This window comes from Arthrobacter citreus (assembly GCF_038405225.1).
Classification (GTDB): domain Bacteria; phylum Actinomycetota; class Actinomycetes; order Actinomycetales; family Micrococcaceae; genus Arthrobacter_B; species Arthrobacter_B citreus_A.
In genome coordinates, this window is record NZ_CP151657.1 from 714,272 (window position 1) to 735,940 (window position 21,669).

Annotated in this window: 18 protein-coding genes and 2 tRNA genes; 10 read left to right on the top strand and 10 right to left on the bottom strand. The window is 65.6% G+C overall.

Going from position 1 to position 21,669, the window contains the following annotated elements; genetic code table 11:
• Window positions 1–46 precede the first annotated feature (46 nt).
• The 3 genes from AAE021_RS03340 to AAE021_RS03350 form a co-directional block, all read right to left on the bottom strand.
• Window positions 47–122, bottom strand: a tRNA-Lys gene (locus AAE021_RS03340).
• Between the two features lie 289 nt (window positions 123–411).
• Window positions 412–487: transfer RNA gene (locus AAE021_RS03345), tRNA-Lys, on the bottom strand.
• Between the two features lie 111 nt (window positions 488–598).
• Entirely contained in the window at window positions 599–1,039 is a 441-nt protein-coding gene (locus AAE021_RS03350; protein WP_342024244.1) for a hypothetical protein, read from the bottom strand.
• 183 nt (window positions 1,040–1,222) lie between these two features.
• On the opposite strand from AAE021_RS03350, the gene AAE021_RS03355 reads away from it, so the two are divergent.
• Window positions 1,223–2,179, top strand: coding sequence for a 2-hydroxyacid dehydrogenase (locus AAE021_RS03355; protein ID WP_342024245.1), 957 nt, complete (start codon window positions 1,223–1,225; stop codon window positions 2,177–2,179).
• A 48-nt stretch (window positions 2,180–2,227) separates the two neighbouring features.
• Here the strand turns inward: AAE021_RS03355 and AAE021_RS03360 are convergent, their stop codons facing one another.
• Entirely contained in the window at window positions 2,228–2,665 is a 438-nt protein-coding gene (locus tag AAE021_RS03360; RefSeq protein WP_342024246.1) for a hypothetical protein, read from the bottom strand.
• A gap of 160 nt (window positions 2,666–2,825) precedes the next feature.
• On the opposite strand from AAE021_RS03360, the gene ilvD reads away from it, so the two are divergent.
• The 8 genes from ilvD to AAE021_RS03400 all read left to right on the top strand — a co-directional run bounded on the left by ilvD (window position 2,826) and on the right by AAE021_RS03400 (window position 13,772).
• A complete protein-coding gene (gene ilvD / locus AAE021_RS03365; protein WP_342024247.1) occupies window positions 2,826–4,529 on the top strand; it encodes a dihydroxy-acid dehydratase in 1,704 nt (567 codons plus the stop codon).
• Between the two features lie 470 nt (window positions 4,530–4,999).
• Entirely contained in the window at window positions 5,000–6,907 is a 1,908-nt protein-coding gene (locus tag AAE021_RS03370) for an acetolactate synthase large subunit (protein WP_342024248.1), read from the top strand.
• Window positions 6,908–6,911: 4 nt separating this feature from the next.
• Window positions 6,912–7,424, top strand: coding sequence for an acetolactate synthase small subunit (ilvN, locus tag AAE021_RS03375; RefSeq protein WP_152219104.1), 513 nt, complete (start codon window positions 6,912–6,914; stop codon window positions 7,422–7,424).
• Window positions 7,425–7,484: 60 nt separating this feature from the next.
• Window positions 7,485–8,510, top strand: a complete 1,026-nt coding sequence (ilvC, locus tag AAE021_RS03380; RefSeq protein ID WP_152219102.1) for a ketol-acid reductoisomerase — start codon at window positions 7,485–7,487, stop codon at window positions 8,508–8,510.
• Between the two features lie 192 nt (window positions 8,511–8,702).
• Window positions 8,703–10,298: a phosphoglycerate dehydrogenase gene (serA, locus tag AAE021_RS03385; RefSeq protein ID WP_342024249.1), complete on the top strand. Its 1,596-nt coding sequence runs from the start codon at window positions 8,703–8,705 to the stop codon at window positions 10,296–10,298.
• Window positions 10,299–10,779: 481 nt separating this feature from the next.
• Entirely contained in the window at window positions 10,780–11,511 is a 732-nt protein-coding gene (locus AAE021_RS03390) for an ABC transporter ATP-binding protein (protein ID WP_342024250.1), read from the top strand.
• Window positions 11,508–12,881 carry an FtsX-like permease family protein gene (locus AAE021_RS03395; protein ID WP_342024251.1) on the top strand — a complete coding sequence of 458 codons (1,374 nt, stop codon included), beginning with the start codon at window positions 11,508–11,510 and terminating at the stop codon, window positions 12,879–12,881. Before AAE021_RS03390 ends, AAE021_RS03395 begins: the two co-directional genes overlap by 4 nt.
• Window positions 12,882–12,947: 66 nt before the next feature.
• Window positions 12,948–13,772, top strand: a complete 825-nt coding sequence (locus AAE021_RS03400; RefSeq protein ID WP_342024252.1) for a hypothetical protein — start codon at window positions 12,948–12,950, stop codon at window positions 13,770–13,772.
• Here AAE021_RS03400 and AAE021_RS03405 read toward each other — a convergent pair.
• Entirely contained in the window at window positions 13,769–14,782 is a 1,014-nt protein-coding gene (locus AAE021_RS03405; protein ID WP_342024253.1) for an NADP-dependent oxidoreductase, read from the bottom strand. The two genes, AAE021_RS03400 and AAE021_RS03405, sit on opposite strands and share 4 nt — an antisense overlap.
• A 117-nt stretch (window positions 14,783–14,899) precedes the next feature.
• Between AAE021_RS03405 and metG the strand changes: the two genes are divergently transcribed.
• Window positions 14,900–16,459 carry a methionine--tRNA ligase gene (gene metG / locus AAE021_RS03410; protein ID WP_342024254.1) on the top strand — a complete coding sequence of 520 codons (1,560 nt, stop codon included), beginning with the start codon at window positions 14,900–14,902 and terminating at the stop codon, window positions 16,457–16,459.
• Window positions 16,460–16,580: 121 nt separating this feature from the next.
• Here metG and AAE021_RS03415 read toward each other — a convergent pair whose 3' ends face one another.
• From AAE021_RS03415 to AAE021_RS03435, 5 genes are all read right to left on the bottom strand, one after another.
• Window positions 16,581–17,111 (bottom strand): hypothetical protein, encoded by a 531-nt coding sequence (locus AAE021_RS03415; protein WP_342024255.1) that lies wholly within the window; start codon window positions 17,109–17,111, stop codon window positions 16,581–16,583.
• A gap of 120 nt (window positions 17,112–17,231) precedes the next feature.
• Window positions 17,232–19,730 (bottom strand): ABC transporter permease, encoded by a 2,499-nt coding sequence (locus tag AAE021_RS03420; protein WP_342024256.1) that lies wholly within the window; start codon window positions 19,728–19,730, stop codon window positions 17,232–17,234.
• Between the two features lie 2 nt (window positions 19,731–19,732).
• Window positions 19,733–20,497: an ABC transporter ATP-binding protein gene (locus AAE021_RS03425; RefSeq protein ID WP_342024257.1), complete on the bottom strand. Its 765-nt coding sequence runs from the start codon at window positions 20,495–20,497 to the stop codon at window positions 19,733–19,735.
• A 70-nt stretch (window positions 20,498–20,567) separates the two neighbouring features.
• Entirely contained in the window at window positions 20,568–20,882 is a 315-nt protein-coding gene (locus tag AAE021_RS03430) for an MmcQ/YjbR family DNA-binding protein (RefSeq protein ID WP_342024258.1), read from the bottom strand.
• Between the two features lie 46 nt (window positions 20,883–20,928).
• Window positions 20,929–21,669, bottom strand: coding sequence for a response regulator transcription factor (locus tag AAE021_RS03435; protein WP_342024259.1), 741 nt, complete (start codon window positions 21,667–21,669; stop codon window positions 20,929–20,931).

Below are 21,669 nucleotides of genomic sequence, written 5' to 3' on the forward strand. Positions count from 1 at the left end.
AAGGAGCGGCTTCGCCGGTTTTCACCGGGCTAAGCCGCTCCCTGCTTGGTGCACCCCCCGGGACTTGAACCCGGAACCCTCTGATTAAGAGTCAGATGCTCTGCCAATTGAGCTAGAGGTGCATCTGCTGCGTGTCCCTCGACGGCGGAAACCGTCAATTTGTGATCCGCAACGACAGACAACACTACCAGTGATTTTGATGTGACGTGAACACTTCGGGCGGTGATGGCGGAAGTGAGACGCACATCATGTCCGGAGGCCAGGTGTCCAAGGGGGAGGAAATGCCTGGGCTGCCAGGCTGGCCGCAGGCCTGGTGCGGATGCACGTGCAGGCACCTTGGCGGCAAGGGTCACCCGAGACAAAAAAGAACCCCGTCCGACGGGGACTTTCGTCCTGGTCAAACGGGGTTTGTGGTGCACCCCCCGGGACTTGAACCCGGAACCCTCTGATTAAGAGTCAGATGCTCTGCCAATTGAGCTAGAGGTGCCTTTGTTTTGTCGGGCAGTGCGAACATTTCTGCTCGATTTGCTCTCCGCAACGACATGAAACATTACCAGTACTTTCGGGAAAAAGAAAAATCGGCCCGATGCCGTCTCCGTCAGGTCTGTGCGGGGCCCGGCTGCCCCCTCCGCAGGTGCCGTCCCGGAGGAACCACCATTTCCAGCGGGCTTCCGTCCCAGGCCGAGCTGTTGTCCACCACCCAGGTCCGCTCCGGCAGGGGGTCAGCTTCGGGATCTCCCGTCTTCCCGGTTGCGGGTGCTGCGGTGGTGGATTCGGGGGCCGTGGCGGTAACGGTGTCCGGGGGAACCGGAGTGACCGGCAGGTTTCCCTGCCAGCCGGGCAGGGCGCTGGGCGGGATTCCGCCGGGTTCGGGGGAGACCACTGGAAGCTGCCCGGTTTCCGCGTCTTTGCTGCTGACCCTCAGGGCCTGGTCGACGGCGCCGTGCCGCAGCATCCGGCGCACAAGTGCGGCTGCCGCAGCACCGAAGCCTGCTGCTGAGAGAACGGCCGCCGATGTCAGCAGCGGGGAACGTTTCACGTCGTCGCCTTCCCTTGATGCCGGCGGTGCGGGCCGCCGGGTCTGTACTCCCTGAAGCGCGGGACTCCCTGGAACGCGAGCCGGAGCGGGCCTGAGGTGCGTCGTTTCTCGACGTTACGGCGGGTTCCGGTTCAGTGTCCAGAGGTGGCGTCTCCTTCGAGTCCGGACGCTAGGCTGTCAGGCATGAATGAGGAATACCGCCCCGTCCGAACCATTACGCTGCCCACCGAAGAACTCCTGGAGGCCGTGAGTCCGTTGCCGGACGGCATCCGCGCCGGCGTCTGGGATGTGGTGGGGGAACCGAAAGGTCTTGAATACGGTGAGATCGACGCCGTCGTCCTGCCCTACGGCGCCGGCAGCGACTGGAAAGAGGCGCTGGACCGCGTCCCGCACCTGAAAATGCTCCAGGCCCAGTCCACGGGCTATGACGGCCTGCCCGAACTGGTGGGTCCCGACGTCGCCGTTGTCAGCGCTGCGGGTGTCCACATTGCCGGAACGGCGGAACTCGCCGTGGCACTGATGCTGGCCTCGCTCCGCGGCGTGGACACCGCGGTTCGGAACGCAGAGAGCGAAACCTGGGACAGCCGGCGCTACCCCGGGCTGGCGGACCGCCGGGTGTTGCTGGTGGGCGTCGGCGGAATTGGTGCCGCGATTGCCCAGCGGCTGGAGCCCTTCGAAGTTGAACTCACCCGGGTGGGGAGCCGTGCGCGCACCGATGAGCACGGCACCGTCCATGGTGCTGACGAACTTGTGGAGCTTGCCGGCAAGGCCGAAGTTGTGGTGGTGATAACCCCGCTGACCGAGGCAACGCACCACCTGATCAACAAGGAGGTGCTGGCCGCGCTGCCCGATGGTGCGCTGGTGGTGAATGTTGCCCGGGGCCCCGTTGTGGACACCGAAGCGCTCACTGCCGAAGTATTGTCCGGCCGCCTGTATGCCGCGCTCGACGTCGTCGATCCCGAGCCGCTCCCGGCCGGCCATCCGCTCTGGAAGGCGCCCAACGCGCTCATCACCCCGCACGTCGGCGGCAATACTGAGGCGTTTGTGCCCCGCATCCGCAAGCTGCTTAAAGAGCAGATCGCACGGCTGGCCCGCGGCGAGGAACCTCTGAACCTGGCACGCCGCGGCCCCTGGGCCTAGCTGGCTGACGCTGGCCTGGCCCGCTGACCCTGGCGTGGGCCCGCGGGCCTAGGCCAGGGTCAGGAAATGATCCACAAAGGACGCGAAGTCCTCGAGGTCGGCGGCCTGCTCGATGACCCGCAGGCCGCCGTCGTCGGGCAGCGGCGCGCTCGCCTGCACCTGGAAGCGGAAGATGCGACCGGTGTTCGTGCCAACCTCGAAGTCTCCGGCGGAGACTTCCTCCGTGTGGGAGAGATTCGTGGAGTTCACGGCCGTCGGAGGCTCAAGCCCGGCCAAGGTTGCGGTGTCGAACGGAGCAAACACCAGCTCGGCGGGCCGCCACCGGTAACCCACCACGTAGTAGGCCTCCGCCCCGTCCCCGCCCGGTCCGGCGCACACCAGGTTGTAGTCCCCGTAGTTGGGAATCTGGGACTCAAACACATGCCGGAGCACAGCCTTGATGTCATCGCTGGAGGGCTGGTCGCGGAATGCTGGTGCCGAAGTCATTCCTCCAGTCTATGAACACAAGCCCCAATCGGCGGAAGCCCTGCCCGGCAACACCCGGTTGGAAACAGACTTGTCACGCGCCCTTCACGCGCCGTAACAACCGGGGCACGCGGCCGTCATATGCCCCGGGGGAGGCGCCGGCAGGTCCTAAGATCGGAACATGAGCTTGGAGAAAACCCCTGACATCAAACCCCGAAGCCGAGTAGTCACCGACGGGATCCACGCAGCTCCGGCGCGGGGCATGTTCCGTGCGGTGGGAATGGGAGACGACGATTTCGCCAAACCGCAGATCGGCGTCGCCAGTTCCTGGAACGAAATTACGCCCTGCAACCTGTCCCTGAACCGGCTGGCCCAGGGCGCCAAGGAAGGCGTCCACGCCGGCGGCGGGTTCCCGATGCAGTTCGGCACCATTTCCGTTTCCGACGGCATTTCCATGGGGCATGAGGGCATGCATTTCTCCCTCGTCTCCCGCGAGGTCATTGCCGACTCCGTGGAAACCGTCATGATGGCCGAGCGGCTGGACGGCTCCATTCTGCTGGCCGGCTGCGACAAGTCGCTTCCCGGCATGCTGATGGCGGCGGCCCGCCTCGACCTCTCCAGCGTTTTCCTTTACGCCGGATCGATCATGCCCGGCTTTGCCAAAATGGAAGACGGCACCGAGCGCGAGGTCACGCTCATTGACGCCTTCGAAGCGGTCGGCGCCTGCGCCGCCGGCAAGATGAGCCTCAAGGACCTGGACACTATCGAACGTGCCATCTGCCCGGGCGAAGGCGCCTGCGGCGGCATGTACACCGCCAACACCATGGCCTGCATCGGCGAGGCGCTGGGCATGTCTCTGCCCGGTTCGGCCGCTCCGCCCTCAGCGGACCGCCGCCGCGACGAATTCGCCCGCAAGTCCGGCGAAGCCGTGGTCAACCTGCTCCGCAAGGGCATCACCGCCCGCGACATCATGACCAAGAAGGCCTTCGAAAACGCCATCGCCGTCACCATGGCCTTCGGCGGATCCACGAACGCGGTCCTGCACCTGCTGGCCATCGCCCGCGAGGCAGAGGTTGACCTCACGCTCGAGGACTTCAACCGCATCGGCGACAAGATCCCGCACCTGGGTGACCTGAAGCCGTTCGGCCGCTACGTCATGCACGACGTCGACAAGATCGGCGGCGTTCCTGTCATCATGAAGGCACTGCTCGACGCCGGCCTGATCCATGGCGACTGCCTCACCGTCACCGGCAAGACCGTGGCCGAGAACCTTGCCAAGATCGATCCGCCGGATCCGGACGGCAAGGTCCTGCGCGCCATGGACAACCCGATCCACAAGACCGGCGGCATCACCATCCTCCACGGTTCCATGGCTCCCGAGGGCGCCGTCGTCAAGAGCGCCGGATTCGACGCCGACGTGTTCGAAGGCACCGCACGCGTCTTTGAGCGCGAGCAGGGCGCCCTGGATGCGCTCGACGCCGGGGCGATCCACGCCGGCGACGTCGTCGTCATCCGCTACGAAGGCCCCAAGGGCGGGCCGGGCATGCGCGAAATGCTCGCCATCACCGGCGCCATCAAGGGTGCCGGCCTGGGCAAGGATGTCCTGCTGCTGACCGACGGCCGGTTCTCCGGCGGCACCACGGGCCTGTGTATCGGGCACGTTGCGCCCGAGGCGGTCGACGGCGGCCCCATCGCCTTCGTGAAGGACGGTGACCGGATCCGCGTGGACATCGCAGCCCGCACCTTCGACCTGCTGGTCGATGCCGACGAGCTCGAAGCCCGCAAGGAAGGCTGGAAGCCACTGCCGGCCAAGTTCACCACCGGAGTCCTGGGCAAGTACGCCAAGCTGGTCAACTCCGCGTCCACGGGTGCTTACTGCGGCTGAAAACCCTCCCCGCTGATATCCGCTGGCGCGGATATCAGCGGGGCCCCTAAGGGTTTTCAGCCTTATTAAGCCCTGCCGCCTTATCGGGGCAGGAGTAAACCCTGCAGCCTTGTTGGGGCAGCGGCTGCCGATTGGGGGCCCACTTAGGCCCTGTCGGCCTTCTGGGCCCGGCAGTGATGCGTCCATGATGCGGACCGCTTGTCCACATGGTGAGACGCCAGCGTTTCCGGTTGACACCCCTGCAGTGGGAAGGGAAGACTGATCCGTATGCAGATCGTATCCGTCGTCCTTATCAAGCGCGTGGCCTAACAGCCGGCTTGTAAGAACGTCACGCGCGAACCCCTACGGAGCCAACCGGCACGAGGGGTTTTTTTATTGGCTTCAGACAAAGCACAAAAGCCGCCCCGGGCTCACCGTCCGGACGGCCGCCGCAGCAGATCACATGAATAAGTATCCGTAAGGAAGTCTTTATGAGTAAGGGATCGCCAATCAGCCCGTCGCTGATGGCCAATAAGGCCAGTGTCGCCGCGAAGGCGGCCGCGGCCAAGACGCGTGATGTTGCCTCCTCCATATCCGCACCCTCCGACGTCGTGGACAATCGGGTCCAGGGCCCCAACAACGTTGTTCCGCCCACCGAGATGACCGGCTCTAAAGCTATTGTCCGGGCGCTGGAAGAACTGGGTGTCGACGATATTTTCGGTCTTCCGGGCGGCGCGATCCTTCCGACCTATGACCCGCTCATGGATTCCACCAAGATCAGGCACATTCTGGTCCGCCATGAACAGGGTGCCGGCCACGCGGCCGAGGGGTACGCCATGGTCACCGGCCGCGCCGGTGTCTGCATCGCCACGTCCGGTCCCGGAGCCACCAACCTGGTCACCGCCATCGCGGATGCCCATATGGACTCTGTTCCCATGGTCGCCATCACCGGCCAGGTGTCCAGCGCCTTTATCGGCACCGATGCCTTCCAGGAAGCGGACATCGTGGGCATCACGATGCCCATCACCAAGCACTCATACCTGGTGACCAACGCTGACGACATTCCCCGGGTGCTGGCCGAAGCCTTCCACATTGCCACCACGGGCCGTCCCGGGCCCGTGCTGGTGGATATCTCCAAGGATGCGCAGCAGGCCAAGACGCAGTTCTCCTGGCCGCCCAAGATCGACCTGCCCGGCTACCGCACGGTGGTCCGCGGCCACTCCAAGCAGGTGCGCGAGGCCGCCCGCCTGATCGCCGCATCGCATCGTCCCGTGTTCTACGTGGGCGGCGGCGTGCTGAAGGCCAACGCCTCGGAAGAACTGCTGGAACTGGCTGAACTCGTGGGAGCCCCGGTGGTCACCACCCTCCAGGCCCGCGGCGTTTTCCCCGACTCGCACCCCCAGCACGCCGGCATGCCGGGCATGCACGGATCGGTCTCCGCAGTGACCGCACTGCAGCAGTCGGACCTGCTCATCACGCTCGGTGCCCGCTTTGATGACCGCGTCACCGGCGTCCTGTCCTCCTTCGCCCCCGGCGCCAAGGTCATCCACGCCGACATCGACCCCGCGGAAATCTCCAAGAACCGCCCGGCCGATGTACCAATTGTTGGATCGGTCAAGGAGATCATTCCTGAACTGACCGACGCCGTCCGGACACAGTTCGCCGAGGAACGCCCGGACATCACGTCCTGGTGGGCCATGATCGACCGGCTGCGCGAAACCTATCCGATGGGCTTCGCCGAGCCGGAGGACGGGCACATTGCCCCGCAGAAGGTCATCGAACGCATCGGTGCGCTCACCGGACCGGAAGGCGTGTACGTGGCCGGCGTCGGCCAGCACCAGATGTGGGCCGCTCAGTTCATCAAGTACGAGCGCCCCCGCGCCTGGCTGAACTCCGGCGGACTGGGCACCATGGGCTACTCCGTACCCGCGGCCATGGGCGCCAAGGTCGGCAACCCGGACCGCGTGGTCTGGGCGATCGACGGCGACGGCTGTTTCCAGATGACCAACCAGGAGCTGGCCACCTGCCTGATCAATAAGATTCCGATCAAGGTTGCCATCATCAACAACTCATCCCTGGGCATGGTGCGGCAGTGGCAGACGCTCTTCTACGAGTCCCGCTACTCCAACACGGACCTCAACACCGGCCATGACACCGTGCGCATCCCGGACTTCGTCAAGCTTGCCGACGCGTACGGCTGCGCCGGGCTGCGCTGCGAACGCGAAGAGGACATTGACGACACCATCCGCCAGGCGCTGGCCATCAATGACCGGCCCGTCGTCATCGACTTCGTGGTCAGCCGCGATTCCATGGTGTGGCCGATGGTCCCCTCGGGCGTGTCCAATGACCTGATCCAGATTGCCCGCAACATGACACCCCAATGGGAAGAGGAGGACTAGGGCCATGGCACGCCACACCCTTTCCGTGCTGGTTGAAGACGTTCCCGGTGTTCTGACCCGCGTTGCGTCCCTGTTTGCCCGCCGGGCATTCAACATCAATTCTTTGGCCGTTGGCCCCTCGGAGGTTCCGGGCCTGTCCCGCATCACCGTGGTGGTCGAGGCCGAGGGTGACCTGCTCGAACAGGTCACCAAACAACTGAACAAGCTCGTCAACGTCATCAAGATTGTCGAGCTGGTTCCCGAGTCTTCCGTGCAACGCGACCACATCTTGGTCAAGGTTCGCGCGGATGCCGCAACCCGGCTGCAGGTAACCCAAGCAGCCGAGCTGTTCCGTTCTTCAGTGGTTGACGTGTCCACCGACTCGCTGATCGTTGAAGCCACAGGCACCGCCGATAAACTCAACGCACTCCTTGCAGTGCTTGAACCCTTTGGCATCCGCGAAATAGTCCAATCCGGAACCCTGGCCATCGGCCGCGGCGCAAAGTCCATGGGCGACCGCGCCCTGCGCAGCGCCTAGGCTATCGCCGCCGTTCCGCACCAAACCTTCATCCAAGAAAACCTCAGTAGGAGACACACTGTGACTGACATGTATTACGACGACGACGCCGACCTGTCCATCATCCAGGGACGCACCGTAGCGGTCATTGGCTACGGCAGCCAGGGCCACGCCCACGCGCTCAGCCTCCGCGATTCCGGCGTCGACGTCCGCGTTGGCCTCAAGGAAGGCTCGAAGTCCCGTGCCAAGGCCGAAGCCGAGGGACTGCGCGTGCTCAACGTCGCCGACGCCGTCGCCGAAGCGGACCTGATCATGGTCCTGACCCCGGACCAGGTCCAGCGCTTCGTGTACGCCGAGGACATCGCTCCGAACCTGCAGGCCGGCGACGCCCTGTTCTTCGGCCACGGCTTCAACATCCGCTACGGCTACATCCAGCCGCCGGCCGACGTCGACGTCGCACTGGTTGCCCCCAAGGGCCCGGGCCACATTGTCCGCCGCGAGTTCGAAGCCGGCCGCGGTGTTCCCGACCTGATCGCCGTCGAGCAGAACCCGTCCGGCAAGGCCAAGGAACTGGCCCTGTCCTACGCCAAGGCCATCGGCGGCACCCGTGCCGGCGTCATCGAAACCACCTTCACCGAAGAGACCGAAACCGATCTCTTCGGCGAGCAGGCAGTGCTCTGCGGCGGTGCTTCGCAGCTGATCCAGTACGGTTTCGAAACCCTGACCGAAGCCGGCTACAAGCCGGAGGTTGCGTACTTCGAGGTGCTGCACGAGCTCAAGCTGATTGTTGACCTGATGGTCGAAGGCGGCATCGCCAAGCAGCGCTGGAGTGTCTCCGACACCGCCGAATACGGCGACTACGTGTCCGGTCCCCGCGTCATTGACGAGAGCGTGAAGGAAAACATGAAGGCAGTCCTCGCGGACATCCAGAACGGGGCCTTCGCCAAGCGCTTCATCGACGACCAGGACGCGGACGCTACGGAGTTCAAGGCACTGCGCAAGAAGGGCGAGGACCACCCCATCGAGGCCACCGGCCGCGAACTGCGCAAGCTCTTCTCTTGGATCAAGTCCGACGACGACTACACCGAGGGCTCCGTCTCCCGCTAGCCGTTTCATGCCGGAGAGTTGCCGGTAACACAGGACACGAATTGAGCGTGCCCATCAGCGAAACGATAAGCTCGAAGGAGCAAGCCGTTTCGGTAAAGAGGCCGGGCCCGGTTACACGGGTCCGGCCTCTTTGCGCGAAAAACGCTTCACCTAGAACCCCACCAGAATCCACCACAGCTAAAGAGGTCACCGGTGACAGCCACCAAGCCCGTCGTACTTATTGCGGAAGAACTTTCCCCGGCCACGGTTCAGGCCCTGGGGCCGGACTTCGAGATCCGCTCCACCAACGGAGCGGACCGCGCCCAGCTGCTGGCCGCAATCGCCGACGTCGACGCCATCCTCGTGCGTTCCGCCACGCAGGTCGACGCCGAAGCCATTGCCGCCGCTCCCAAGCTCAAGGTCATTGCCCGCGCCGGTGTGGGCCTGGACAACGTGGACATCAAGGCCGCCACCCAGGCCGGCGTCATGGTGGTGAACGCACCCACCTCCAACATCATTTCGGCCGCGGAACTGACCGTGGGCCATATCTTGTCCCTGGCCCGCCACATTCCCCAGGCCAGTGCCGCGCTCAAGGGCGGGGAGTGGAAGCGCTCCAAGTACTCCGGCATCGAACTGTTCGAGAAGAAGATCGGCATCATCGGCCTGGGCCGCATTGGTGCCCTCGTTGCTGCCCGCCTGCAGGGTTTCGGCACCGAAATCCTCGCCTATGACCCGTACATCACCTCGGCCCGCGCCGCGCAGCTGAACGTGAAGCTGGTAACCCTGGACGAGCTGCTGGAACAGGCCGACTTCGTCACCATCCACATGCCCAAGACCCCGGAAACCCTGGGCATGCTCGGCGCCGACGCGTTCGAGAAGATGAAGGACACCGCGTACGTGGTCAACGTGGCCCGCGGCGGCCTTGTTGATGAAGATGCCCTGTACACCGCGCTCACCGAGGGCAAGATTGCCGGCGCCGGCGTGGACGTGTTCGTGAAGGAACCCTCCACCGACCTGCCGTTCCAGTCGCTGGACAACGTCATCGTGACCCCGCACCTGGGTGCCTCCACCGAGGAAGCGCAGGAAAAGGCCGGTGTATCGGTGGCCAAATCCGTCCGCCTGGCGCTGGCCGGTGAACTGGTGCCGGACGCCGTCAACGTTGCCGGCGGGGTCATCGCCGAAGACGTGCGCCCGGGTATCCCGCTGATCGAGAAGCTGGGGCGTATCTTCACCGCGCTGTCACACGATTCGGTCACCGCAGTGGACATCGAAGTGGCCGGCGAGATTGCGTCCCTGGACGTCAAGGCCCTGGAGCTGGCAGCGCTCAAGGGCATCTTCACCGACATCGTGTCCGAGCAGGTTTCCTACGTGAACGCCCCGGTGCTGGCCGAGCAGCGCGGCATCGAGGTGCGGCTCCTGACCACGCCTGACGTGGACGATTACCGCAACCTGCTCACCATCCGCGGCGCCCTTTCCGACGGCACCCGCCTGGAGGTCTCCGGCACCCTGACCGGACCGAAGCAGATCCAGAAGCTCGTGGGCGTCAACGGCTATGACCTGGAAATCCCGATCAGCGAACACCTGATTGTGCTGATCTACCAGGACCGTCCCGGCGTCATCGGCTCCCTGGGCCGGATCCTGGGCGAGAAGGACATCAACATTGCCGGCATGCAGGTGGCCCGGAACAGCGAGGGCGGCCAGGCGCTGTCCCTGCTGACTGTCGATTCCTCAGTGCCGCAGGACGTGCTGGAAGAGCTGAAGGTCGAAATCGGTGCCTCTGTTGCCCGCGAGGTCGACCTGCAGGACTGATTCCGCGGGTAACGCAGTACCACCAGCACCAGCAGCAGGGACCGGTTCCGCCTCGGCGGGCCGGTCCCTGCTTGTTTACGCGTGCAGCAGGAGGCCCGATCCGACCTGTCGGGCAGAGGGACGGCGCACCGGCGTCGTCGGGCTGGATCCTTCGGGCAGATGACGGGTCATCAGAACCGCCGGAGCAATCTCTCGTGCAGATATGGGGACATCAAAAAGTCTCTCGTGCAGATAACGGGTCCAAAACCCCCTAAAACGCCTTTTTGAGCCCTTGATCTGCACAAAGGATTTCCGGAAGGCCCTTGATCTGCACAAAGGACCCTGACTGGCCCCTCTGGCTCCCGCAAGCGCCGTCGGGCTGATCCTTAGTGCAGATAACGGGCCATCAAAGTGTTTCTCCACCCGGGGTAGGAGACTGCCCGGCTCCGGGTTCATGCCATCCTCCGAGGCGCGCAAAGCCCAGCGGAGACACCATGGATGTATGACTGCATCCATGCCCGGTATGCCGCCCCTGCTGGCAGCCGACAACCTCGTAAAGACCTACAACAGCAACGCACCCGCCCTCGCCGGTGTCAGCCTTTCCGTCCGGCCCGGTGAAGCCATTGCCGTGATGGGAGCTTCGGGTTCGGGAAAGACCACTCTGCTGCACTGCCTGGCCGGCATTATCCAGCCCGACGCCGGAAGCGTACGGCTCTTCCGCGGATCCGGTGCCCCGGTTGAGGTCACCGCCCTCGACGACGACGCAAGGTCCGCCCTGCGCCGCCGGGACTTCGGCTTCGTATTCCAGCAGGGGCTGCTCATTCCCGAACTCACCGCGGGGGAGAACGTGGCCCTGGCCCTGATGCTCGACGGCACGGACCGGGTCCGTGCGGAACAGACCGCAGCGGCTGCCCTGTCCGCCCTGGGGCTGGCCGGCATGGAGGGCCGAAGGATCGGAGAGCTGTCCGGCGGCCAGGCACAACGGGTGGCGATTGCCCGGGCACAGGTCACGGGAGCACGGGTACTGTTCGCGGATGAGCCCACCGGTGCCCTCGACTCCCGGACGTCAGCGGACGTGATGAGGCTGCTGCTGGGAACAGTGCAGGGGACCGGCCGGTCGCTGGTGGTTGTCACGCACGATCCGGAGGTTGCCCGGTGGTGCGCACGGGTGGTCACCCTTGCCGACGGCCGGGTCGTTGCCGATACGGCCGGTGCGGCGGGAATGATCCGATGAGCACCACCGTATCCTCAGCTTTTGGCCGTGCGGCCGGAGTCTCAGGCCTGGCCGTCCCGCTGCGCATCGCCTGGCTCCTGAACAGACCGGGCACCTCGGGACACAGGGCGGCGCTGCTGCCGGCGGCATCCTTTGCCGTGGTCACCACCCTCCTGCTGACGGTGCTTGCCGGCGCCCTGTCCTTCCTGCAGTGGGGGGATGCGGAAGGCGATCTCTACCTGCTGCTCGCATCCTTCGCACTTATTTTGCTGGTGCTTCCCCTGATCACGCTTGGCGGTTCGGCCGCACGGCTGTCGGCCCGGCGCCGCGACGAGCATCTCTCGACCCTGCGCCTGCTGGGTGCGTCCGCGAAGACGGTCCGCCAAGTAACGGTCCTGGAAGCCGGCGCGCAGGCGCTCGCCGGTGCACTGGGCGGAGTGGTCGGTTACGCGGTGCTCGCCCCGTTCGTTCAGCTGATCCATTTCCGGGGAGCCCCGCTGGGCTCGGCGTATTGGCTGCACCCGGCCGCAGGCCTGGCCACGGTGGCAGCCGTGGTGCTCCTGGCCGTGGGAAGTTCCGCCGTCGGCCTCCGCAAGGTCATCATCTCGCCACTGGGCGTACGGACGAGGGCCTTGGCCCAAAAGGTCCACTGGAGCCGGGCGGGAATCGCCGTTGCGATTCTGGGAATCTGCGTCCTTGCCCTCATGATCCCCGGCGCCGGAGCCGTGCTGGCCCTGATGATCATCTTCGGTGTGTTCGCAGCCGGGCTGGCAGTACTGAACCTGGTCGGGCCCTGGCTGGTGTCCGTCTCCGCCCGGCGGCGGCTGCGCCGGGCCACAACGCCGCAGGCGCTGATGGCCGCACGGATCGTCCTGGATGCACCGAAAGCGGCATGGCGGCAGGTCAGCGCGCTGTCGATGGTCTGCTTCACTGCCGTTATTGCCGGCGCCGGAGCAGCGGCACTGCAGGGAGCGCAGTCCGAGGGTCCGGAGGACTTCCTGCTGCAGGACATCATGACGGGTGTTCTGATCACGGTTATCGCCGGCTTCCTCATGGTGGCCTGCTCGGCGGGAATTAACCAGGCAGCCACCGTGCTGGACCGGGCGGACCTCTACCGCAGCCTGGACCGGATGGGCATGCCCCGCGAAGTCATTGATGCTGCGCGCATCGGAGCGGTCATGCAGCCGTTGCTGCTGGTCAGCATCGTGTCCACCGCTGTGCCCGCGGTGCTGCTGTTCCCGCTGACCGGGGCAGCGCTGCTGGTTGCACCGGTATCCGTGGCCTTCCTGGTGGGGTCGGTCGCCGTCGGCGTGGCACTGGTGCGGGCCGGACTGGCCGCGACAGGCCCAGTGCTGACCGGAGTGCTGGCCGATTCGGAGACGGGACGCTAAGCCAGCCCCGGCTACACTGGCCCGAAACCCGGTGGCTTCGAGCACGCCGGGGGAGGGGGAGTCCACATGAAGGAAGTCCAGGGGAGCAGCAGCGCCGGGAAACACGGCGCGGCCGGACCGGGGTTGGACCCAGATCCTCGGGCGACACCCCTGGAACGCAGCTGGGCTGAGGCATCGGTGCTGCTGGTATGGCTTGGCACGTTTGCAGCGGTCTCTTTCGCCGGCGCCGGCGGTTCCGCAGCGTCCGTCAGCAGTTGGGGCCGGGTGGCCCCCGCGGCGATCCATGCTGCAACCGCAGTGCTGATTGGACTTGCTGTCTTCCTCCCGGCCCGTCCTTCCGCAGCGGCGATCCGGGTGAGTGTTTATGCGCTGCCGGTCCTTCTGCTGACCGTTCTGCTTGTGCTCACGGAGCCCGGGATCTACGTGGGGCTCGCACTGGCGTTTCTCCCGTCCTGGGCGCTCTTCACCGCGCTGTACGGAGTGCGGGGCGGCCTTCCCCTCGGCAGGCGGTACCTCATCATGTACGCCGCAACCGCCCTCGTGGCTGTCGGGACGGGTTATCTTGCCGTCCGCATCGTGCTGAGCCTTGCTTTTGCCGGCTTCCCGGTTGGAGTGTTCGGCTGGCTCGTCCCGCTTCTGCCGCTTCTTCTGTTGCTGCAGACCCGTTACCGGCGGAACAGGCTGCGGACGTTCGTGGGGGTCGGCCTGTCCGCGCTCGCCGCCTCCTCAGGTTTGGCCTGGTTTGGACTCCTGGGCCACGGGACCGGCTGGTCGCCGGACCGGGGTGTCCTGTTTGCGCTTCCGGCCTGGATTGTTGCGGTCATCCCCACCGCCGTGCTGCTTGGGAGGGGATATCTTGAACGGTTTGATACGGCCGAGTACCAGCCCTAATCGTCCACCCGGCCACCATCGCGGCTGATCACCACTTTGCCCCGGATCCCGCCCTTTCCCAGGGCCTGCAGTGCCTCGGGCGTCTGGTCGAACGGAAACACCCTTCCCACCACCGGGCGCAGCACGCCGTCGTCGACCAGGGCAGTGATTTTGCGCAGCTGCTCACCGCTGGCGTGCATAAACAGGAATTCGTACGTGACGCCCAGCTTTCTGGCCCGACGCCGCACGCCTGAGCTGAGCAGGGTGATCACCGACCGCACCAGAGGGTTCACGACCATCTCCCGGGCGAACGCCGGATCCGGTGGACCCGCAATGCCAATGACTCTTCCGCCCGGACGCAGAACCCGCAGGGACTTTTCAAGGTTCCTGCCGCCCAGGGTGTCCAGGACAAGGTCATAGCCGTGCAGCACCTGCTCAAAGTCCTGTGCCCGGTAATCGATGACGACGTCGGCTCCGAGATCGCGCACAAAGGCGCCGTTGGAGCCGCTGGCCGTCGTAGCCACCTCGGCACCCAAATGCTTGGCAAGCTGAATCGCGATGGACCCGACACCGCCGGCACCGGAATGGATCAGGACCTTTTGCCCCGGCTGAACGTTGCCGCGCTCAATCAGGGCCTGCCAAGCGGTGAGCGCCACCAGCGGCAGCGACCCCGCTTCCGTCAGGTCCAGCGAGACCGGCGTTGGGGCAAGATCCTCCTCGGCAATGGCAGTCCATTCGGCGAAGGTCCCGATGCGGTCCCTCCTGGGCCGGGCGTACACGGTGTCGCCCGGGGCGAAGCCGCGCACCGAGCGGCCTGCCCGAACCACCGTTCCTGCCACTTCGTTGCCAAGGGTCAGCGGGAGCCGGTACCGCAGGATCTGTTTGAACTCACCGCTGCGAATCATCTCATCAAGGTGGTTGACCCCGGCGGTTTGAACGTCAACGAGGACATCGTTCCCACCCACCTCCGGCTCGGGCATGTTCACTTCCTGCAGCGGCCCCTTGTACTTGCTGATCGCAAACGCCTTCATGCCGCAACAGTGCGCTGAAGCTCACCAGCGGTCAAGCGGAGCGCGTCCATATGCTTTCCGCGGCGGCCGGACTGCACCGAAGCGACACCGAGGGGCAAAACAGGGTAATTTTCTTATGTGACTTCTTCCGATTCCAAGACCCCGTTCTACATCACCACGGCCATCTCCTATCCCAACGGAGTGCCCCATATCGGCCACGCCTACGAGGCCATTGCCACCGACGCCATGGCCCGATTCAAGCGCCTGGACGGGTACGACGTCTTCTTCATGACCGGCACGGACGAGCATGGCCTGAAGATGCAGCAGTCCGCGGACAAGGAAGGCATCACCGCCAAGGAGCTGGCGGACCGGAATTCGGCAGCCTTCCAGCAGATGAGCCGGGACCTGAATATCTCCCATGACCGGTTCATCCGCACCACGGACAAGGACCACTACGCCGCTGCGCAGGCCATCTGGAAGCGGATGGAGGAGAAGGGCGACATCTACCTCTCCAAGTACGCCGGCTGGTACTCCGTCCGGGACGAGGCGTACTACTCCGAGGATGAAACCGAGCTGCGCGAGGACGGTATCCGCTACTCCAAGGAGACGGAGACCGAACTGACCTGGACCGAGGAGGAAAGCTACTTCTTCCGCCTCTCCGCCTACCAGGACAAGCTCCTGGCCCTCTACGAATCCCAGCCCTCCTTCGCCGCGCCGCAGTCCAAGTTCAACGAGGTCATCAGCTTCGTCAAGGGCGGCCTGGAGGACCTGTCCATCTCCCGCACCACCTTCGACTGGGGAGTCCCGGTCCCGGGCAACGCCGAGCACGTCATGTACGTGTGGGTGGACGCGCTGACCAACTACCTCACCGGCGTCGGCTTCCCCAATACCGAATCCGAAGCGTTCAAGAAGTACTGGCCGGCGGATGTGCACGTCATCGGCAAGGACATCTCCCGTTTCCACGCGATCTTCTGGCCCGCGTTCCTGATGTCCGCTGACCTGGAGCTGCCCAAGCGCGTCATGATCCACGGGTTCCTGCACAACAAGGGCGTCAAGATGTCCAAGTCCCTGGGCAACGTGGTGGCACCCAAAGAATGGGCCGACCAGTACGGCCTGGATTCCGTGCGGTTCTTCCTGCTGCGCGAGGTTCCCTTCGGCGGCGACGGCTCCTACAGTCACGAGGCTGTGGTGGGCCGGATGAACTCCGATCTGGCCAACAACCTGGGCAACCTGGCCCAGCGTTCGCTGTCCATGGTCGCCAAGAACTGCGGCGCCGCAGTGCCACAGCCGGGGGAGTTCACCGCTGAGGACAAGGCCATCCTCGCCGCAGCCGGTGAGCTGCTGGAGATTTCCCGCAAGGCGTACGACGTGCAGGACTTCCACGGCGCGCTCGAAGCCACGTGGAAGGTCCTGGGCGACACCAACGCCTACTTTGCCGAGCAGGCTCCCTGGGTGCTGCGGAAGACCGACGTCGAGCGCATGAACACCGTGCTCTACGTAACGCTGGAAGTGCTGCGCATCGTGGCCATCCTGATCCAGCCGGTGATGCCGGACAGCGCCGCCAAGCTCCTGACGGTGCTGGGCCAGAACGACGGCGACGCGCGGCAGTTCAACGCCATCGCCACGCCGCTGGTGCCGGGCACTCCGCTGCCGACGCCCGCACCGATCTTCCCGAAGTATGAGGAACCCGCGGAGTAACTTCCCGCGCTCTACGCACGCCGAAACAGCAGAAAGTGCCCTTCTGATCGTTCAGAAGGGCACTTTCTGCTAGTTCGCGGGATCTTAGGGAGCTTTCCGCACGTGCGGAAGACCCCCGGCGCTAGGAAGCTGAACGAACCTGCCCGGTCAGGAAACGCGCCGGAGCGGTCTCCTCCATCACGCGGGCCACGGCGTCCTGCTGCCGGCCGGCCATTTGGATCAGGTCCTTGAGCCGGGGGACGTTGAACCTGTGGTCGTGGGCGGCCAGAGCCAGCAGGGTCCGCCACAGGCATTCCTTGGCCCGCACCATGGACTGCAGTGTTTCGAGTTCAAACTGCCCCGAGGTGCCGCCGCCGGTGCTCATGGGATTGAGCGGCCCCAGGCGGCCCGTGACAGCACCGGTCTTTGCCATCAGGTATTTGAACTTGCTGCGGCGGTAACCCAGGGTAATGATCAGCTGCTCAAGCTCATCGCGCTCACCGGCAATCTCGTGCTCCAGATCCGCGAAGGTCTGCTCGTGCTCGGATCCGGCCCAGGTCCGGCGGGCAGCACCGAAAAGCCGCACCCCGGTCTCCGCACCGAGCAGATGGTCATCCAGGTAAGCGGACAGTGACGCGTGTTCGGGTTTCCAAGCGCTTCCGGTGCCTGACATGTTTGCTCCTTGAACTAGTGCTGATCAGTCTGCTGAGTATCCTGTCAGATCCCCGCATCCGCCGCGAGTTCCCCGGCCGCTGAGGGGCCGGGGAACTGGTTTGCCGGGAAACTGCGGGTGTTAGTCGGCAGCCAGGCCAGCCACCGGGGACAGGCGGGCGGCGCGCCGGGCCGGGAGGACCGATGCGGCCAGGCCGGCCACCAGTGCCACGGCCAGGACGCCGAGCAGCTGCAGCCACGGCACGGACAATGCCACTGAGGCAAAGGAACCCAGCGCCGATTGCGCTCCGAGCCAGCCGTAGATTGACCCGAGCACGCTGCCCATCAGTGCCGCGACCCCTGCAATGAGGACGGCTTCCAGTGCCAGCATGCCGCGCAGCTGTCCGCGGGTCAGGCCAAGGGCCCGCAGCAGCGAGGATTCGCGGGTGCGTTCCAGAACGGACAGGGACAGGGTGTTGGCCACCCCCACCAGGGCAATCACGACGGCGACGCCCAGCAGCCCGGTCACCACCATCAGCAGCACGTCGATGACCTGTTCAAAGGCGGCGCGCTCAATGGCGGACCCATTGACGAGGTAGTCCTCCACATCCAAGCCTTCGGCCAGATCGGAGCGCAGGTCGATCAGGGCGCCGGTGGTCATTCCCTCGTCCACTGACAGCCAGATCTGCGGCATGGGCACGTAGTCCGCGGATTCGGCCACCGGTGCGGGTCCGCCCAGGGCCGCCGCCGTGTCAGCCGTGATCAGCGGGCGCAGCTGCTTGCTGTCCGAGACCAGGACCTTCAGCTCCACGCTGGAGGTTGCCCCGGTAACCGTCAGGGTTTCATCCTTGATGCCCTGCGGCATCACGATGGTGTCATCGGCCAGGACCAGGTTGGAATCCTTCAGGACTTTCGCCGCGTCGGCGGGGTCCAGGGCGTAGACGTCGTACGCCCCCCAGGTCTTTGTATCCGTGGTACCGGCCACGGGCACCAGGACGGCGTCCTGCACTCCGTCCACGGCACGGGCGGTATCCGCATCACCTGCAGTGAACGGAGTGTCCTGACCGGTGACGCTCACGTCAACCGGGAACTCTCCGGCCAGCACGTTGTCCAGGGACGTCCGCACGGTTGCGGCTCCGGTCATCATCATGGTCACGAGGGTGACGCCGATCAACAGGGCGGAAGCCGTTGCCGAGGTGCGCTGGGGGTTGCGGACGGCGTTGACGGCGGCGAGTTTGCCGGGTACTCCCAGCGGTGCAGCCAGCGAACCAACGGTCCGCACCAGCGACGGGACAAACAGGGTCGCGCACATCAGCACGCCCACGAAGCTGAGGATGCCGCCGGGAAGCGCCACCAGGAGATCCGCGGACATCGCGCCGGCTGCCAGGAGGGCAGCTCCGCCAACCAGCAGCACCAGTCCGGCGATCAGCCGGACCCGGCCGCGTTTTGTTCCGGCCCGCACGTCTTCGGCAGGCCGCAGGGCAGCCAGCGGGGCAACCGCGGTGGCGGCACGGGCCGGAACCAGTGCGGACAGGACGGTCAGCACGACGCCGACCAGCAGCCCAACGACGACCGACACAGGGGAGACCGCGAGTGTGGCAAAGCCGCTTTCGGGAATGGTCTGCAGGTAGGCGATGATGCCGCCCACCAGGGCCACGGCGGCCAGGACACCGGCAACCGACGCCACGATGCCCACAATCAGGGCTTCCACGAGGACGGAGCGGCGGATCTGTGAACGTTCCGCACCGATGCACCGCAGCAGGGCAAGTTCCCGGGTGCGCTGGGCCACCAGTACGGAGAAGGTGTTGGAGACCACCAGGGCACAGACCAGCACGGCCACGGCGGCGAAGGCGAGCAGGATGATGGTCAGGGCATCGTCTCCGCCGGTGTACATGGCCACGACGGCGTCGGTCTGCTCCGGGGCGGTGCGGACCACAACCTCGTCCATGCCTGCGGTGGAAAGCTCCTGCTCCACGGCGGCACGGACATCTTCTGCGTTGGCGCCGCCGGCCAGAGCCAGCTGGATGGTGTCGAAACCGTCTTCGGGGTTGGCGAACAACGCGGCGGTGGGCCCGGTGGCATACAACTGTGGCGTGCCCATACTGTTCGGATCGTTGGAGGGTGCCACGAGGGCAGTGACGGTCAGCTCCGCGGCAGCTTCATCCAAGCCGCCGGTGAGGTTCAGCTTCGACCCTATCGACAGATCCTCCCGCTCGGCGGTGGCAGTGTCCACGGCAACCTCGCTGTCGGAAACCGGCAACGAACCGTCGACGACTTCCCCGGGGAAGAGGCCCGTGTGCTCGGGAGTGCTGCTCAGCTGGGCAAACACCGTGTCACGGCCCGTGCCGAAGCTCGCGTAGCCCTGCTGAACTGCGTAGCTGCCCTCCACTCCGGGAAGGTCGCGGACGACGTCGACAGTGTCTTCGTCCAGCACCACCGGGTCGGCGCGGAACAGGTTTCCGTTGAGGATCAGATCGGCGTTTCGGAAACCCTCACCCACGCTCTGGGTCAGTGAGGCCTTGGACGAGGAATTGATGACCAGAGTGGCGGTCAGGAAACCGACGGCGATCATCACGGCAAGCGAGACGGCGATGAACCGGCGGGCATTCAGGCGCACCTGCGCCAGCGCTACCTGCAGCATGCTCAGGCTCCCAGTTTGGTCAGGGCGGCGAGGACGCTGTCCGGGGTGGGGTTGGCCAGTTCGCCCACCAGCGCGCCGTCGTTCATCAGGACTACGCGGTCGGCGTAGGAGGCAGCCACCGGATCGTGGGTGACCATGATGATGCTCTGGCCCATTTCCCGGGTGGAGCGGCGCAGCAGGGACAGCACCTCGGCGCCGGACTTCGAATCCAGGTTGCCGGTGGGCTCGTCGCCGAACACAACGTGCGGTCGCGTGAGCAGGGCCCGGGCGACGGCGACGCGCTGCTGCTGGCCGCCGGAGAGTTCGTGGGGGCGGTGCTTCAGCCGGCCGGTGAGCCCGAGGGTTTCCGTGATGCTGTCCAGCCAGGCCCGGTCAACTGTGCCGTTGGCCAGGGCCACGGGCAGGGTGATGTTCTGCTCGGCAGTGAGGGTGGGCACCAGGTTGAAGGACTGGAACACGAAGCCCACGCTGTCGCGGCGCAGGCGGGTCAGTTCGGCGTCCTTGAGCGAAGTGATCTCCGTGTCCCCGATCCAGATCCGGCCCGAGTCGGCCGTGTCCAGTCCTGCAAGGCAGTGCATGAGGGTGGATTTTCCGGAGCCGGACGGTCCCATGATGGCGGTGAAGGTGCCGGCGTCGAAGGTGACATCAACGTTGGCCAGGGCGTGGACGGCGGTGTCTCCGGAGCCGTAGGTCTTGTTCAGGGATCGGGCGGCAGCGGCGGCCGTGGTGCCGCCGGGCACGGAGGATTTCTCAGTAAGGGTTGTCATACCCACTACGTTATGAGGCGGCCGGGTGGCGGAGCATCGGAGGAGGGGCGGGTATCGGCCCTGCCCCTTCTCATACCGTGGGTGGAAGGGGGCCTGCCAACCGGTAGGACTCCAGGAGCAGTTCCTTCAGTTCAGCGGGGTCCACGCGGTCCAGGCGCACCAGCACCAGCTGCGGGGAACGGTTGTGGTGCGGAGTCCAGAAGAAGGTGTCCGGATCTGTGCCCGCGAGGGCCTCCCGTTCCGGGGTCTTGACGGTCAGCACACCGGCTTCCCAGATGCGGGCCATCAGGGTGCGGGCAAACCATGCCGGCTGCTGCCAGCTGAGCCGTTCGGTCACTCCGGGCAGCCCCAGACAGAAGGACCGGACGTCGGATTCGGTGGACACGGCAGCCTCCCTGATCCCGGTGCGCCCGTGGCGGGGCGGGCCTTGGTTACGGAGCGACGATACCGGTCTCGTAAGCGATCACAACAGCCTGCACCCGGTCACGAGCGCCGAGCTTGGCCAGGATATGGCCCACATGGGTTTTGACCGTGGCATCGGAGAGGAACAGATGGGCGGCGATTTCCGGGTTGGACAGACCCTGCGCAATCAGCCCGAATACTTCGCGCTCGCGGGGGGTGAGGCGTTCGACGTCGGCGGCGTGGCGGCTGACCTCGGCCGTGGGCTCGCGGAGCAGGGGAGCCACGTGGTCCAGCAGCCGCCGGGTGGTCGACGGCGCAATCACTGCATCGCCGCGGTACACGGTGCGGATGGCCTCAAGCAGCTCTTCCGGGGGAGCATCCTTGAGCAGGAAACCGCTGGCTCCGGCCCGGATGGCGGACAGCGCGTACTCGTCCAGGTCGAAGGTGGTCAGGACCACCACCTTGAGGTCGACGTCGGTGGATCCCTTGGGCTGGGCTGCGGCCCGTTCCAGGAGCCGGCGGGTGGCCTCGATCCCGTCCATGCCGGGCATGCGCACGTCCATGAGGACGACGTCGGCGCGCACTGCGGAGAGTGCCTGGATCGCGTCCCCGCCGTTGCCGGCCTCCGCGACGACGGTCAGATCCGGCTGGGAGTTGATCAGCATCTTGAAGCCGCCGCGCACCAGCTGCTGGTCATCAACCAGGGCCACGCGGATGGGGCCCGCCTCGGGGACACTGTTGTCGGACGGGTCGGGCAGGGTGCCGGTCAT

Coding starts and splice junctions, on each gene's coding strand:
- AAE021_RS03355 (WP_342024245.1), top strand. CDS start 1,223: ATGAATGAGGAATACCGCCCCGTCCGAACCATTACGCTGCCCACCGAA.
- AAE021_RS03360 (WP_342024246.1), bottom strand. CDS start 2,665: ATGACTTCGGCACCAGCATTCCGCGACCAGCCCTCCAGCGATGACATC.
- ilvD (WP_342024247.1), top strand. CDS start 2,826: ATGAGCTTGGAGAAAACCCCTGACATCAAACCCCGAAGCCGAGTAGTC.
- AAE021_RS03370 (WP_342024248.1), top strand. CDS start 5,000: ATGAGTAAGGGATCGCCAATCAGCCCGTCGCTGATGGCCAATAAGGCC.
- ilvN (WP_152219104.1), top strand. CDS start 6,912: ATGGCACGCCACACCCTTTCCGTGCTGGTTGAAGACGTTCCCGGTGTT.
- AAE021_RS03390 (WP_342024250.1), top strand. CDS start 10,780: ATGACTGCATCCATGCCCGGTATGCCGCCCCTGCTGGCAGCCGACAAC.
- AAE021_RS03395 (WP_342024251.1), top strand. CDS start 11,508: ATGAGCACCACCGTATCCTCAGCTTTTGGCCGTGCGGCCGGAGTCTCA.
- AAE021_RS03400 (WP_342024252.1), top strand. CDS start 12,948: ATGAAGGAAGTCCAGGGGAGCAGCAGCGCCGGGAAACACGGCGCGGCC.
- AAE021_RS03405 (WP_342024253.1), bottom strand. CDS start 14,782: ATGAAGGCGTTTGCGATCAGCAAGTACAAGGGGCCGCTGCAGGAAGTG.
- AAE021_RS03415 (WP_342024255.1), bottom strand. CDS start 17,111: ATGTCAGGCACCGGAAGCGCTTGGAAACCCGAACACGCGTCACTGTCC.
- AAE021_RS03420 (WP_342024256.1), bottom strand. CDS start 19,730: ATGCTGCAGGTAGCGCTGGCGCAGGTGCGCCTGAATGCCCGCCGGTTC.
- AAE021_RS03425 (WP_342024257.1), bottom strand. CDS start 20,497: ATGACAACCCTTACTGAGAAATCCTCCGTGCCCGGCGGCACCACGGCC.
- AAE021_RS03435 (WP_342024259.1), bottom strand. CDS start 21,669: ATGACCGGCACCCTGCCCGACCCGTCCGACAACAGTGTCCCCGAGGCG.